This is a genomic window from Ancylobacter amanitiformis (assembly GCF_030814815.1).
Lineage (GTDB): Bacteria > Pseudomonadota > Alphaproteobacteria > Rhizobiales > Xanthobacteraceae > Ancylobacter > Ancylobacter amanitiformis.
On sequence record NZ_JAUSVR010000010.1, the window covers coordinates 150,755 to 164,792 of the forward strand.

15 protein-coding genes and 1 riboswitch are annotated in these 14,038 nt (G+C 69.3%); of the genes, 7 read left to right on the top strand and 8 right to left on the bottom strand.

Annotated elements, in window-relative coordinates:
• Nucleotides 1-4: 4 nt before the first annotated feature.
• On the bottom strand, nt 5-415 hold the full coding sequence (locus QOZ99_RS15500) for an NUDIX hydrolase (RefSeq protein ID WP_306890898.1): 411 nt from the start codon (nt 413-415) through the stop codon (nt 5-7).
• Nucleotides 416-592: 177 nt separating this feature from the next.
• Here QOZ99_RS15500 and QOZ99_RS15505 point away from each other — a divergent pair, with 177 nt between their 5' ends.
• Complete coding sequence (locus tag QOZ99_RS15505; RefSeq protein ID WP_306890899.1) at nt 593-991, top strand: MAPEG family protein; 399 nt, start codon at nt 593-595, stop codon at nt 989-991.
• Between the two features lie 122 nt (nt 992-1,113).
• Here the strand turns inward: QOZ99_RS15505 and QOZ99_RS15510 are convergent, their stop codons facing one another.
• Nucleotides 1,114-1,323 carry a hypothetical protein gene (locus QOZ99_RS15510; RefSeq protein ID WP_183189911.1) on the bottom strand — a complete coding sequence of 70 codons (210 nt, stop codon included), beginning with the start codon at nt 1,321-1,323 and terminating at the stop codon, nt 1,114-1,116.
• Nucleotides 1,324-1,410: 87 nt separating this feature from the next.
• Nucleotides 1,411-2,148, bottom strand: a complete 738-nt coding sequence (locus tag QOZ99_RS15515; RefSeq protein WP_306890900.1) for a phosphatase PAP2 family protein — start codon at nt 2,146-2,148, stop codon at nt 1,411-1,413.
• 344 nt (nt 2,149-2,492) lie between these two features.
• Here QOZ99_RS15515 and QOZ99_RS15520 point away from each other — a divergent pair, with 344 nt between their 5' ends.
• From QOZ99_RS15520 to QOZ99_RS15545, 6 genes are all read left to right on the top strand, one after another.
• Nucleotides 2,493-4,823 carry an MHYT domain-containing protein gene (locus QOZ99_RS15520; RefSeq protein ID WP_306890901.1) on the top strand — a complete coding sequence of 777 codons (2,331 nt, stop codon included), beginning with the start codon at nt 2,493-2,495 and terminating at the stop codon, nt 4,821-4,823.
• Nucleotides 4,824-5,009: 186 nt separating this feature from the next.
• A riboswitch (TPP riboswitch) is annotated at nt 5,010-5,130 on the top strand.
• A gap of 50 nt (nt 5,131-5,180) precedes the next feature.
• Complete coding sequence (locus tag QOZ99_RS15525; RefSeq protein WP_306890916.1) at nt 5,181-6,200, top strand: FAD-dependent oxidoreductase; 1,020 nt, start codon at nt 5,181-5,183, stop codon at nt 6,198-6,200.
• Nucleotides 6,178-6,375 carry a sulfur carrier protein ThiS gene (gene thiS / locus QOZ99_RS15530; protein ID WP_306890902.1) on the top strand — a complete coding sequence of 66 codons (198 nt, stop codon included), beginning with the start codon at nt 6,178-6,180 and terminating at the stop codon, nt 6,373-6,375. Before QOZ99_RS15525 ends, thiS begins: the two co-directional genes overlap by 23 nt.
• 11 nt (nt 6,376-6,386) lie before the next feature.
• A complete protein-coding gene (locus QOZ99_RS15535) occupies nt 6,387-7,217 on the top strand; it encodes a thiazole synthase (RefSeq protein ID WP_306890903.1) in 831 nt (276 codons plus the stop codon).
• Nucleotides 7,218-7,225: 8 nt separating this feature from the next.
• Nucleotides 7,226-7,831, top strand: coding sequence for a thiamine phosphate synthase (locus tag QOZ99_RS15540; RefSeq protein ID WP_306890904.1), 606 nt, complete (start codon nt 7,226-7,228; stop codon nt 7,829-7,831).
• Nucleotides 7,832-7,918: 87 nt separating this feature from the next.
• On the top strand, nt 7,919-8,371 hold the full coding sequence (locus QOZ99_RS15545; protein ID WP_306890905.1) for a YybH family protein: 453 nt from the start codon (nt 7,919-7,921) through the stop codon (nt 8,369-8,371).
• Here QOZ99_RS15545 and QOZ99_RS15550 read toward each other — a convergent pair.
• From QOZ99_RS15550 to cysQ, 5 genes are all read right to left on the bottom strand, one after another.
• Entirely contained in the window at nt 8,356-8,925 is a 570-nt protein-coding gene (locus tag QOZ99_RS15550) for a DUF2087 domain-containing protein (protein ID WP_306890906.1), read from the bottom strand. The genes QOZ99_RS15545 and QOZ99_RS15550 overlap by 16 nt on opposite strands.
• A 358-nt stretch (nt 8,926-9,283) precedes the next feature.
• Nucleotides 9,284-10,654: an NAD(P)H-dependent oxidoreductase gene (locus tag QOZ99_RS15555; protein WP_306890907.1), complete on the bottom strand. Its 1,371-nt coding sequence runs from the start codon at nt 10,652-10,654 to the stop codon at nt 9,284-9,286.
• Nucleotides 10,655-10,783: 129 nt separating this feature from the next.
• Nucleotides 10,784-12,196, bottom strand: a complete 1,413-nt coding sequence (locus QOZ99_RS15560) for a coiled-coil domain-containing protein (RefSeq protein ID WP_306890908.1) — start codon at nt 12,194-12,196, stop codon at nt 10,784-10,786.
• A 169-nt stretch (nt 12,197-12,365) separates the two neighbouring features.
• Nucleotides 12,366-12,947, bottom strand: a complete 582-nt coding sequence (locus QOZ99_RS15565) for a DUF1134 domain-containing protein (protein WP_306890917.1) — start codon at nt 12,945-12,947, stop codon at nt 12,366-12,368.
• A gap of 155 nt (nt 12,948-13,102) precedes the next feature.
• Nucleotides 13,103-13,891 (bottom strand): 3'(2'),5'-bisphosphate nucleotidase CysQ, encoded by a 789-nt coding sequence (gene cysQ, locus QOZ99_RS15570; protein ID WP_306890918.1) that lies wholly within the window; start codon nt 13,889-13,891, stop codon nt 13,103-13,105.
• Nucleotides 13,892-14,038: the final 147 nt, after the last annotated feature.

Below are 14,038 nucleotides of genomic sequence, written 5' to 3' on the forward strand. Positions count from 1 at the left end.
CCCCTTACTGCGCGGCGATCGGAAAGGCCCGCCGGACCTTCGGGAAATGGCTGCCCGCGGTCTTCTGCCAGCTGCGCGATCGGGCGAACTCGATGATGAGCCCGCCGAGATCGGTTTCGTCGACCAGCAGGGCGGCGTCTTCCGGCGACAGCCACACCTGCGCGCGCTCGTGGCGCTCCGGCCATTCATGAAGCTGGCGCTTCACCGCGAAGGGATAGACCGAGACGCTGACCAGCGCGAAATGCGTGTCCAGCCGTTTCCAGTAGCGATATTGGCCGAGGCGCTTGCGGCTGATTTCGCCCATCGCTCCGGCCTCCTGCCGGGCCTCGATCTGCGCCGACTTCCAATCCTTGCGGTTCTTCATCGGCCAGCCCTTGGGGATGACGGCACGCTGCGTCTCGCGCGAACTGATCAACAAAATCTCGAGAGTGCCGTCCGCCCGCAACCGATAGGGCAGGGCGGCAACCTGCCGGAGGACCCGCCCGTCAGAGGCCGGGCGCCTGGATTGCTTCAACTTACTCATCGCGCTTAACTCTAGTGCATGTCGCGGATAATGCGATGAAAAACGGATCCAAAGGGTGTGGCGGGCGACATGACCACGGAACTGACATTACTCGGCTGGAGTCTCGTTCTGGCCCTCTTTCAGGTGATGCTGACGGCGAGGTTTCGCAACCGGGAAACCGGAACGACCTATAATACCGGGTCCCGGGACGAGCCGGGCCCGCCGGTGGGGGTGATCACCGGGCGGCTGCGGCGCGCGCAGGCGAATCTGTTCGAGACGCTGCCGCTCTTCGCCGCCGCCGTGCTGATCGCCCATGTGGCGGGGCGCGAAGGTGCGCTCACCTTCTGGGGCGCCTGGCTCTATCTGGCGGCGCGAATCGCCTATGTGCCGGCCTACGCGCTGGGCGTGGCCTATCTGCGCTCGGCCATCTGGATGGTGTCGATGGCCGGCCTGGTCATGATCCTCGCCGCGATCCTGCGCCCGGCCTGAACCGGCGGCCATGGACGGCACGCCGCCGGGCCGCGCGCGCGAATCAGCGGATGTGGCGGAGGCTGCCGGGTGGCGCGCAGGTGGCGCGCAGGTCGCCCGCGCGCCACCCGTGCTCGCCCGCCTCAATGCTGCGCGAGCATCTTGGCGATCGCCTGCGCGACCTGCTTGGTCACGCGCCGGCGATACTTGCGGTGAACGAGCTGGCCGTTGTGAAAGACGTCCTGCTCGACATACAGATTGTCGCCGTCCCATCGCAGGATGTTGTCGGATTCGGTGGTTTCGATCACGCCGATTTCGGAAATCAGCTGACCTTCGGGGGCGGCTCGTGACATGTGCTTCTCCTTGGGAGCAACGGGGGCCCTCGCGGCCTCTTCGCTATTCAAGGATAGCGCGACGGCCGGCGAACGCCATGGGGTGAATCAATCCGTGCGCCGGTCATTCTCCGGCGAGGGGGCGTCGGTCTCGATCCGGCCGCGCCGTTGCAGCCACAGCGCGAGCGTCCAGCACGCCAGCGCCCAGGCGCTGCCTGCGGACCAGCCGGCCAGCACGTCGGTCGGCCAGTGCACGCCGAGATAGATGCGGCTCAACCCGATGACCAGCGTGAGGGCGATGGCCACCGCCAGCACATAGATCTTCAGCCGCCGCCGGGCCTCGGTACGCACGATGAGCGCGCCGAGCGTGAGATAGGTCACGGCCGAGCCCATGGCGTGGCCGCTGGGAAAGCTCAGCGTGTGCACGTCGACCAGATGGGCGACCAGATCGGGACGCGGACGATCGAAGCCGATCTTCAGCACATAGCTCATGATGCCGCCACCGGCGGTGGCCAGCGCCACGAACAGCGCGGCGGACCGCTTGCCGTCGGTGATGAGGAAGCCGACCACGACCAGCGTTACCAATGCGAGCACGGTGGTGCTCCCCATCGCGGTGATGTCGCGCACCACGATTTCCAGCCAGGCCGGGCCGAGGGGTTCGGCGGAATCGCCCGGCGCCCGGAAGGCCAGCAGGATCGCCTCGTCGAAACCGTGCGAATCGCCCTCCACCATCTCCTCGGCGATCAGCGCGAAGGCCAGCAGCCCCGCCGCCGCGCCGGCGAGGGCCAGCAATAGGCCGAATTCGGTGGCGATCCAGCGGGGAATGAATTGAGATCCGGCCTTCACGTCAGCTCACGCTCCTCACCTGTGTGGCCGGATTCGATAGCGGCTTCCGGCGGGCTCGTGCAATCGGGAACTCAAACGCCCGGCGAGTGTTTCCCCTCGCAACTCGGATGGAGAAACGTCATGTTCAAGGGTGGACTTCTCTGGTTGGTGGGCATTCCGCTGCCGATCATCCTCGTGCTCTGGCTGCTCGGCTATCTCAGTTGAACGGTCATGTCCGCGTGGGGGTGATTCGCGGACAAATGGTTGCGCCAAGCCATCCAAGTGGTGTTGAACAACTGGACATGACGTAGCGTACGCTGCGTCATCCACAAGGGCGCATCAGCGGTCCTGAGGGGGAGGGAGCGTTGCACGGGGCGATGCATGTGGTCGGCGCACATCATTGGGGGCTTGTCGCCCTCTCGGTGCTTATCGCCATCGCCGCTTCCTTCACCGCTTTGGATCTTGCCGGGCGCGTGCCGCAATATTCCGGGCGCACCCGGGCCGGCTGGCTTGCCACCGCTGCGCTGGTGCTCGGCGGCGGCGTCTGGGCCATGCATTTCGTGGCGATGCTCGCCCTGCATCTGGGCATGGTGGTCTCCTACGACCTCCCGCTCACCGCCTTGTCCTTCGCCATCGCCGTGCTCGGCACCGGGGTAGCGCTGACGGCGGCCAGCCAACCGGGGCTCTCACCGGCCGGTCTGGTGCTGAGCGGCGTGTTCATGGGGCTGGTCATCGTCGGCATGCATTACACCGGCATGTTCGCCATGCGGGTGCCCGGCACGATCGTGTATGACCCGCTCTATGCCGGAGCCGCGGTCGTGCTCGCCATCGGGGCGTCGACATCCGCGCTGTGGCTCGCCTTCCGGCGCAGTTCGCTGGCCGAGCGGCTCGGCGGTTCGCTCGCGATGGGCATCGGCATTTCCGGCATGCACTATGTCGCCATGGCGGGCGTGACCTTCACGGCCGGCGACGCCGAGGCGATGGCGCATGTCGGCGGCAGCATGGACAATGTCCATGTGGTCATCGCGGTTTCCGCCGGCAGCTTCGCCATCTTTGCCGCGGCGCTGCTCGCCGCCATGTATGACCGGCGCTTCACGCTGCTCGCCGAGCGCGAAAAGGCGCTGTGGCGGGAGGGTGAGGAGCGGTTTCGCACGCTGTATCGCCGCACGCCGCTGCCGCTGCATTCGCTTGGGCCGAACGGGCTGATCGAGCAGGTCAGCGACCGCTGGCTGGACCTGCTCGGCTATCGGCGGGCGGAGGTGATCGGCCGCCCGCTCACCGACTTCATGACGCCGGAATCCGTGCGCGAGCGCGATGAGGACCACTGGCCGCGTCTCGTCGGAACGGGCGAACTGCACGAGGCCGAGTACCGGCTCGTCGCCCGCGATGGCCGGCTGATCGACTGCATTCTCTCCGCCGTGGCCGAGAGGGATGCCCAGGGGCGCATCACCAAGACGCTGTGCGGGCTGATCGACGTGACCGACCGGCGCCGGGCCGAGGAGGCGCTGCGTCAGGCGCAGAAGCTGGAGGCGGTCGGCCAGCTGACCGGCGGCATCGCCCATGACTTCAACAATCTGCTTGCCGTGGTGATGGGCAATCTCGAACTGGTGCGCAAGCGGGCGCCCAACGAGCCGCGCCTGATGACGCTGATCGACAACACGCTGCAGGCCGCCCAGCGCGGCGCGGCGCTGACCCAGCGCATGCTGGCCTTCGCCCGCCGGCAGGATCTCAAGCCGCAGCCCGTGGACGTGCCCGAGCTGGTCATGGGCATGGCCGAGCTGCTGCGCCGCTCCATTGGCCCGAGCGTGCGCATCGAGACGCGCTTCCCCCTCGGCCTGCCCCAGGCGCGGGTGGATGCCAACCAGCTGGAACTGGCGCTGCTCAACCTCGCCGTCAATGCGCGCGACGCGATGGCCGATGGCGGCATGATCGTGATCGGCGCGCGGGAGGAGACGGTGCCCGCGCAGGCGGATGAGCCGGAACCGGGCGCGCTCCGGCCCGGCCGCTATTTCTGCCTCTCCATTTCCGACACCGGCGCCGGCATGGATGCGGTGACGCTGGCGCGCGCCGCCGAACCGTTCTTCACCACCAAGGGCGTTGGCAAGGGAACCGGACTGGGCCTTGCCATGGTGCATGGCCTGGCGGCGCAGTCGGGCGGCGCGCTCATTCTGGCCAGCGAGCCGGGGCAGGGCACCATCGCCTCCATCTACCTGCCGATCGCCGAGCCCTCGGCGCGTGGGACGGCCATGCGTGTCGACACCGAGCCCACGCCACCCACCTCCACCGAGCCGGAGGCGCCGGCCGGCTCGGGTACGACGCGCGTGCTGGTCGTCGACGACGATCCGCTGGTGCTGTCGGCGACATCGGCCATGCTGGAGGATCTCGGCTTCATCGTCACGGAGGCATCGTCCGGCAAGCAGGCGCTGGATCTGCTGGATGAGGGCATGTCGTTCGACATGGTGCTGACCGACCAGGCGATGCCGGGCATGACCGGGGTTCAGCTGGCGGCGGTGATCCGCCAGCGCCGGCCGAGCCTGCCGGTGGTGCTGGGCACCGGCTATGCCGAACTGCCGGCCGATGCCGGGGCGAGCCTGACACGGCTGGGCAAGCCGTTCAGCCGGGAGGCGCTGCGGCGCGCCGTACTCGACGCCACGCGGCCCGACAATGTCGTGCCGCTCCCGTCGCGGACGGGTTGAGCGTTCCGGCAGGTCGACTCGGGCAGGTCCACTTGGGCGGGCCAGCTTGCGCAGGTCGACTTGGGCAGGTCGACTTGGGCGGGTCGGCTTGCGCTTGGTTCGGCGCGGCGGGTTGGCGCGCCTTCGCCGCGGACCGCATATTGTCGACGACGGCACGGTGACATTTCGCCGGCGAGTGATTATATCCAACCCGTCCGGGGGAGCCTCGTCAGGAGGCTGAGAGGCCATCATCGCGCGTCGCGCGGCATGGCGACCCTTCGAACCTGATCCAGTTGAGACTGGCGGAGGGAGGAGTTCATGCCGTCACCGCAGCCATCCACGCCGAATGACAGGCCAGCCGGTCCGGCCGCCAATGCGATGCGCGTGCGCATTCTTGGCGGCGGCGTGGCGGGTCTGACCTGCGCCCACGCCTTTGCCCGCCGCGGCGCGCGGGTCACGCTGATCGAGCGCCGTTCCGCCACCGGGCAGGGCTGTTCCTGGTATGCCGGCGGCATGCTGGCGCCGTGGTGCGAGCGCGAGAGCGCCGAGCCGATCATTGCCGAGCTTGGATTCGAATCGCTGGATTACTGGCGCCACGCCGTGCCGGACGTGCCCAATGAGGGCAGTCTCGTGCTCGCGCCGCCGCGCGACCTGCCCGACCTCCGGCGTTTCGCGCGCCGCACCGAGGGCTTCGAGTGGGTTGATGGCGCGCGCATCGCGGCGCTGGAGCCGGATCTGGGCGGGCGCTTCGACCAGGGCCTGTTCTTTTCCACCGAGGCGCATCTGGAGCCGCGCAAGGCGCTGGCCGCCCTCACGCGCACGCTGGTCGACGAATATCAGGTGACGATCCGCTACGAGGCGGACGGGCTGGAGGCGGACGGGCTGGATGAGGGCGACGCCCCGGCCGATGTGGTCGTCGACTGCCGCGGGCTGGCGGCGCGCGACGTGCTGGCCGATCTGCGCGGCGTCAAGGGCGAGATGCTGGTGCTGTATTCCCGCGAGATGTCGCTCAAGCGTCCCGTGCGCATGCTGCACCCGCGCATTCCGGTCTATATCGTGCCGCGCGGCGACGGGCATTTCATGATCGGCGCTACCTCGATCGAGAATGACGAGCGCGGGCGGGTCACCGGCCGCTCCATGCTGGAACTGCTCGGCGCGGCCTATGCGCTGCACCCCGCCTTCGGCGAGGCGGAAATCGTGGAGATCGGCGCGGATGTGCGCCCGGCCTTCCCCGACAACATTCCGCGCCTGCGCCGGCGCGGCAACACGATCTATGTGAACGGGCTCTACCGCCACGGTTTCCTCGCCGCACCCGCTCTGGCGCGGCGGGCGGCGGCGCTCGCCTTTGACGGGACACCCTGCCCGGAGGTCATGGATGAAGATCGTCGTGAATGGTGAGACCGCCGAGACGCGGTCCGGGACGCTGGCCGAGCTTTTGACCGAGCTTGGCTATGCCGGCGCGATCGTCGCCACCGCGGTGAACGGGGCGATGGTGCGCGCCGTCAAGCGGGACGCGACCCCGATCGCCAATGGCGACCGGGTGGAAATTCTCGCGCCGATGCAAGGGGGCTGAGGAGGCTGATCATGGATGCGATGACGGACAAGACGGCGTTCAGCGCCGATCCGGTCGAGTTCTACGGCACCCGAGTGGGCTCGCGCCTTTTGCTCGGCACCGCGCAATATCCCTCGCCCGCCATTCTCGCCGAGGCGATCCGGGGATCGGGGGCGGAGATCGTCACCGTGTCGCTGCGGCGTGAATCCGGCGTGACCAAGCCGGGCCAGCCGCTGGCCGGCCAGAGCTTCTGGCAGATCATCCGCGACCTCGGCGTCAAGGTGCTGCCCAATACGGCCGGCTGCAAGACGGTGAAGGAAGCGGTCACTACCGCCGAGATGGCGCGCGAGCTGTTCGGCACGCCCTGGGTGAAGCTGGAGGTGATCGGCGAGGACGACACGCTGCAGCCGGACGTGTTCGGCCTGGTCGAGGCGGCGCGCATCCTCTCGCGCGACGGGTTCCAGGTGTTCCCCTATACGACCGAGGACCTGATCGTCGCGGAGAAGCTGCTCTCCGCCGGCTGCGAGGTGCTGATGCCGTGGGGCGCGCCGATCGGCTCCGGGCGCGGGTTGAACAATCCCTATGGCCTGCGCTCGCTGCGGGCGCATTTTCCCCGGGTTCCGCTGGTGGTCGATGCCGGCCTCGGCCTCCCCTCGCACGCGGCGGCGGCGATGGAGATGGGCTATGATGCCGTGCTGCTGAACACCGCCGTCGCCAAGGCGGGCGATCCGGTGCGCATGGCGCGCGCCTTCGCCCGCGCCATCGAGGCGGGCCGCGACGCGGTGATCGCCGATCCGATGGAGGCGCGCGACATGGCGGCGCCTTCCACCCCGGTCATGGGCCGGGCCGTGTTCGGCGAATGAGGCAGGCAATGAAGCTCGATCCGTTCTATCTCATCGTCGACCGTGCCTCCTGGCTGCCGCGGCTGCTGCCGCAGGGCGTCAAACTGGTCCAGCTGCGCGCCAAGGACATGGACGAGCCGCAGCTGCGCACCGAGATCGCCACCGCGCGGGAGGTGTGCGCGCGCTATGGCGCCCAGCTGGTGGTGAACGATCACTGGCGGCTCGCCATCGATCTGGGATGCGATTTCGTGCATCTCGGCCAGGAGGACCTCGCCGATGCCGACGTCGCCGCCATCAAGCGGGCCGGGCTGCGGCTCGGGCTCAGCACGCATGATGAGGCCGAGCTGGAACTGGCGCTGATGGCGCAGCCCGATTATGTCGCGCTGGGCCCGGTCTACCCCACCATCCTCAAGAAGATGCGCTGGGCGGCGCAGGGGCTGGAGCGCGTGAGCGCGTGGAAAAAGCGCATCGGCGACCTGCCGCTGGTCGGCATTGGCGGGCTGACCATCGAGCGCGCGCAGGGCGTGCTCAATGCCGGGGCCGACAGCGTCGCCGTCGTCACCGACGTGCTGCTCAATGTCGACCCGGAAGCCCGCGCCCGCGAATGGGTTCTGGCCACGCGCGAGACGGTTTGACCCCGCGCTGACCCCGCGCACGGAGCCGCGCTGCGCAATCGCCGGCCGGCGGCATGGGTGCTATGTTCCGCGTGAGGGAACATGGCCATGGCAATCATCACCCGCCTGTCGATCCTCCTCCCGGGGACCCTGCTTGGCGCGCTGCTGGTTTCGCCAGCGGCCTTCGCCGATGACGCCGGGGCGATCCGCGCGCGGCTGGAGGACTGGACGCGGCAGTTCAATGCCGGGGACACCGCCGGCGCCTGCGAGCTGTTTTCCCGCACGCTGGTCTCCGATGTCCGCGGGCAGGGCGAGGCGGGGTATGACACGCGCTGCACGCTGATCGGCAAGGCGCTCGCCAACCCGGAGCGCCGGTTCCACTATGCGCTGGATATAAGGGAGATCCTCACCGAGGGTGACATGGCCATCGTCCGACTGGTGTGGACGCTGACCATCTCCCCCGGTGAGATCACGAGCGTCGAGCCCGGCCTCGACGTGTTTCGCCGCGAGGCGGACGGGCGCTGGCGCATCATCCGCTACATGGCCTATGAGAGCGACTGAGCGCGCCCGCGCAGCAGGGCGAGCAGGACCCGGAGTTCCGGCGGCGGCGCCTGCTCGATGCGGCTATATTCCCGCCCGTCGACCGTGCGGCGGAACAGGCCGAGCTCGATCAGTTCGCGCCGCAGCAGGGCATGGTCGCCGAACAGGTGCAGGCGGTTCACCCGCTCGTTCATGATCTTCTCAGCGAAGGTCTCCCCCGCTGGCAGGCGTGACCACAGCACCCACAGGCACAATTCCTGCTGGTTTCGCTTCTTCGGCCAGCGCGCCAGCCGGCCCTGCGCATCGTAGAGCCGTAGCGCCTTCGCGCAGCGCGCGTGGTCGGCCGGCGGCGGGGCCGGCGGGGGCGGGGCCGGCGGGGGCGTGGCATCGATCTGCCGGCGGGCCAGCCGGTCGGCCCGCAGATGCTGGAAATTCCGGAATCCGGCCGCGCGGGCGAGAATGTTGAGCAGCTCGACATGGCCGGGAACATGGTCGAGCGTGGCGAGCCGGCCGTGCAGGGTGCGGGCGAGGGCGGAAATATCCGGCGCCTCATAGGCCAGAACGGTTCTGGTCATGACTTATCCTCCGTCGTGCCGTTCCTTCCGAAAGGACGTCGCGGTTGCCGTCTTGCGACCGGGCACGGGGACAAGTGCGGGGTGCGAAAACTCAGATGCAGGTTTAGCTCCCCTTGCGGGGCGGCAACGCCTCGGTGAACTGCAGACCGTGCCGGCAGAAATAGACGCGGCGTCGGGCGAAGTCCAGTGGCGGCATCGGGCGATCGCTCGCCCCGCCCGGGCGAGGGCCCGGTGGAGGGCGTCGCGGCTGCGCAAGCGCCTCGCCCCTCACCGCCGGCCTCCCCGTCCCGCGCCGTAGCGCCGGCTGGCGGGCGAAACGGGGCCTTGGCGGGACCTTGGCGGGGCGGGGCGTGCTGCCTCACACCATCGCGCCCGTCTCGACGTTCGAGAAGGTCTGCTCCATCTCGCGCCTCAGGCGAAGGATCGCGCTGTCCTCGACCGCGACATCGGACCAGCCGATCACCTCGCCCTCGGCGATGTCGCGTCTCAGGGCCGCGTGGTGGGCGAGGCCGATGGGCAGCGCGCCGCGCGCCAGCGAACTCGCCGCCGGCAGCAGCTTGCCCCACACGGTGTAGCCGCCCTCGCCGTCCAGCACCTCGCCGGCCCGCAGCGGGCGCTTGGCCACCGCCACCACGTCGGCATTGAAGAATTCGGTGGCGCCGGTCGGCTCGCCGCGCAGCGCCGCCGAGGCGACGCTGATGCCGAGTTCCAGCCCGATGAGGTGATAGGGTCGGTACAGCGCGGTATAGCGGCCCGATGAATCCGTCACCACGCCATATTCCTTGAAGCAGCGCCGGGCATAGTCGCCGCGCGGGCTGGGGTCGGCCTCGAACACCACATAGACGCCCCAGCGCAGGTCGCGGAACACCGGGCGCCCGTCGCGCTCCAGGCTGGAAACGGTTTCCACCGTGCCGGAATGTTCCAGCACGCCGCCCGCCTCGCGCGGGCGCAGGATGGTGGCGAGGTCGTCGACCCCGCAGGGCGGGAAGAGCAGCCCGTCGGAGGGCGCCCGCAGATTGGCGGCATTGGCGATGGCGGCCATTTCGATGGCGGATTTGGTGCCGTCGGCGAAGGAGTTGAACATCTGCGCGTTCATGCCGCCCTCGGCCGCCTGCTCGGGCGTCAGTCCGTAAAGGCTCCAGATCGTGTCCGGCGTGGAGTGGTGGAAGCTCGGCAGGTATTTCGTGCCCTTGCCGGCGCAGACCACGTTGAAGCCGCAGGCGCGCGCCCAGTCGACCATCTCGCAGACCAGCGCCGGCTGGTCGCCCGAACCCATGGAATAGACGACGCCGGCCGCGCGCGCCCTCGCCGCCAGCAGCGGACCCACCAGCACATCCGCTTCGACCGTGACCATGACGACATGGCGGCCATGCGCGATGGCCAGCAGCGCATGATTCGCGCCGGCGGCAGGGTTGCCGGTCGCCTCCACCACGACATCGAGCCCACCGGCGGCGATCAGCGCGCCGGCATCCTGCGTGAGCATGGTGCGTCCGGTGCGCAGCGCCTCGTCGAAGGAGGTTGCCACCGCGGCGTCCGCATCCCAGCCGGTGCGTTCCAGCGCGGCCCGGGCACGCGGCACCGACAGGTCGGCAATGCCGAGCAGGTGCAGGCCCGGCGTGGTGCGCAACTGCGCGAGGAACATCGAGCCGAACTTGCCGGCGCCGATCAGCCCGACACGGACCGGGCGGCCGGCATCGGCGCGCGCTCTGAGGAGGCGGGCGAGATTCATCGGGCGGTCTCCATCGGGCGGTCTTCCCTGGATTATGGACAAGCGCTTGTTCGCGCTCTTGAGGCGGGGTCGTGTCACTCCCGCCGGCGGGTCTGCGTACCGGTGCGGCGTTGGCGCGCCGCACGCGGTTCAGCCGGCGACGGCGCGATCCTTCTGGCCGTTTTCCGGCGCGATGTCCCGGCTGCCGAGTTCCTTCGCGGTCCGTTCGATCGAACGCAGGGCGAGCCCGACCTCGTCGGCTTCCGCAAGTGTGGGTTCCAGTCTGGTGGGTTCCAGCCTGGTGGTCTCCAGTCTGGCGGCATCCGCTCGGGCGAGTTCCGATCTGCCGTCGCTTCGGCGCGTCGCGCCCTCGCGCAGGGTGCGGATGCGGTCGGCCAGCGTCGGGGCGGCGCCGGCGAGTGACGGCGGCGCCCCTGCCAGCAGCGCATCCACCGCCGAGCCCGGACCTTCCAGCGTCGCGGTGAGATGGGCCATCTCGGCGGCAATGTCGCTCAGGCGCTCGCGCAGCAGCGCGATCCCGGCCGGCTCGTCCGGGGTACGCGCGGCGGGCTGCAGCGTGTCGAGCCGCTCCTGCAATTGCGTACGGTCGTCACGGGCCTTGGCGAGGGCGCCTTCCAGCATGGCTTTCTCCGCGCGCAGCATTTCAGATGTGTCATTGGCCTGTCGGGCGGCGCTTTCCGCGCTCTCGCGGGCGGCAAGCGCCTGCGAGGTGACGCGGGCCGCCTCCTGTTCCACGCTGTCGCGCCGCGTCTCCGCCTTGCGGGTGCGGTCCTGCAGCGCGTCGGCGCGCAATTGCAGCGAGGCGATATGCGCGCGCAGCGTCGCCGCTTCGGCGCTTATGGTGCCGAACTCATGCTCGGTATCCTCGAGCCGCTGGCGAATCGCCCGGCCGCGGGCAATTTCGGCCGAGAGGCTCTCGGACGTGCTCTGGAGGGATGAGCGTTCGTTGGCCAGCTGGGCATTGGCGGCGGAAACGTGCCGCTCCAGATCGGCGATGCGGTCCTTGAGCGTGTCGCGCAGCGTGGCCAGCGCGATATGCTCGAACTTCAGCTCGTCCTGCCGCGCCGTCGCCTCCTCAAGCTGGCTGCCCGTCGAGGCGAGGTCCGCGCGGGTGTTTTCGAACAGCGCGCGGGTCTCATCGAGCTCAAGGCTGCGCGCGGCGAGGTCGTCGGCCAGCATGCGGTCGCGGGCGACAAGCCCGGCATGCTCGCTTTCCAGCGCGGCGAGGCGGGTGCTGGCTTCGTCCAGCCGGGCCTGCCGGCTGGCAAGCTCGGCCGACTGGCGGGCGATCTCGCTCCACTGCCCGGCCAGGCGGGTGCGCAACTGGTCGACATCCATCTCCAGCCGGCGGACCGTCGTGGCGAAGGCGGCTCGCGCCTCGTCCTTGTCGGCCTGGATTTCCGCGAGGGTCACGGGGAGCGCGTTCTCGATGCGCCGGCGGGTGAGACGTACGGCGCGGCGCCACACTGCCGGCAGCGCCAGGAGCGCGAGCAGGGTGGCGGCGAGGAAGCCGATTGCGCAGTACATGATCGCTTCGATCATGCGACGATCTCACTCTTGTACGCCGTCACAGGACTGCCCCCGGGGTCCAGCGGTGTCGAGCCGGAGCGGCCTCAAGCTAGGGCCGAAGGGTTACGAACACCAAAACACGCACGGCATCAATCGAGACGGCCGGGTCTTTCCGGTCATCTGTCATATTCGCCCGTCGGGATCAGAAGGGATTCCAGGTCGCGGTGGGCGTGAACTTGAGATAGCCGATATTGGCGCCAAGGCGGACGCCGACGCCGGAGCGGATCGGCACCACCACCAGATTGTCGGAGGCGAGCGCCGTCATGCCGAAGCCGGCGACGAAATAGGCCGAGCCGGACAGGCCGCCGAATCGCCGGAAGATGTCGTTGATGCTGTTGAGGTTGTAGACAAGGATCATGGTGCGCGCGCCGTCGCCGCCGAAATCCCAGCCCAGCGAGGGGCCCTGCCAGTAGACCTTGAGGTCGCCGGCGTTGCGCGTATAGAGCGTGCCGTCGCCGTAACGCAGGCCGCCGACAAAGGCGCCCGAGCCTTCCTGGCCCAGAATGTAGCCATTGGGCTGGCCCCACTGGCTCACCGCCTTCTCGATCGACAAGGCGAGACCGCGCGAGACTTCGCCGAAGAAGCCGTGACCCTGCTGGACCAGTTCCTCGCTCGAATAGGTGCTGGATGCCGGCTGCTTGGCCTGGGCAGCGGCGGGGCCGGAAAGCAAGGGCAGGGCGGACAGCAGGGCGAGGCAGGCAAGCAGGGCGCGCAAGGTCGGCATCATCGGTCTCGCGTTGGGTCGGGGCATTGATCCGGCGAATTCAGGCGAATGTGGCGCCTGCCGCGCACGGCTGATCCGCCTATCAATAGCACGGAGTGCGACGTGAAGAAGGCATGGCGCGTGGCTCATCGTCCCGCACCGCCGATCTGTGATCGTCAAAGCTTGGCGCCGAAGGCGATGAAGGCCGGCACCCGGTATTGGGATGCCGTGCGGCCATAGGGCAGGGGGCTGCCGTCCGGCCGCCGCACGCTGCCGCCCGCTGCGAGCAGCAGCGCGTGGCCGGCCGCCACATCCCATTCGCACACGGTGCCGAGGCGGGGGTAGAGATCGGCGCTTCCCTCGGCCACAAGGCCGAACTTCAGCGCCGAGCCGATGGTGATCCGCTCGGCCACGTCGAGCGTGTCCAGCAGTGCCGCCGTATCGGCGTCCAGATGGGAACGGCTGGCCACCGCGACGAGGCCCTGCTCGGGCATCGGCCGGCAGCGGATCTGCTCCCAGCCGGTGGCTTCCACCGGCGCGCCCGCGGCACGGCGGGCGCGGAACGCGTGGCCCCGGCGCTCGACGAGGGCGGCGCCGGCATAGAGCTTCTCCACCGCCGGGCCGTAGACCACGCCATAGGCGGGCACGCCATCCACGACGAGGCCGATATTCACGGTGAACTCGCCACGCGCATTGACGAATTCGCGCGTGCCGTCGAGCGGGTCGACCAGCAGGAAGAGGTCGGCCGGTGTCTCGCCGCGCCCTTCGGCCACCGCCTCCTCGGCGATGACGGGCACGCCGGGCAGCAGGCGGGCCAGTTCGTCGCGCAGCAATTCCTCCGCGGCGAGGTCGGCGGCCGTCACCGGGCTCTCATCCGTCTTGAGGCGGGCCTGCATTCCCTCGGCGCGGATGCGCAGGATGACCGCGCCAGCCTTGAGCGCGGCCTGTGCGAGGGCGGCGAGCAGGGAGAGGTCGCCAGGCGCTCGGGCGTTGGGCGTTCGGGCCTCAGGTGTTGGTGCCTCAGGTGTTGGTGCCTCAGGTGTTGGTGCCTCAGGTGTTGGTGCCTCAGGTGTTGGTGCCTCAGGTGTTGGTGCCTCAGGTGTTGGTGCCTC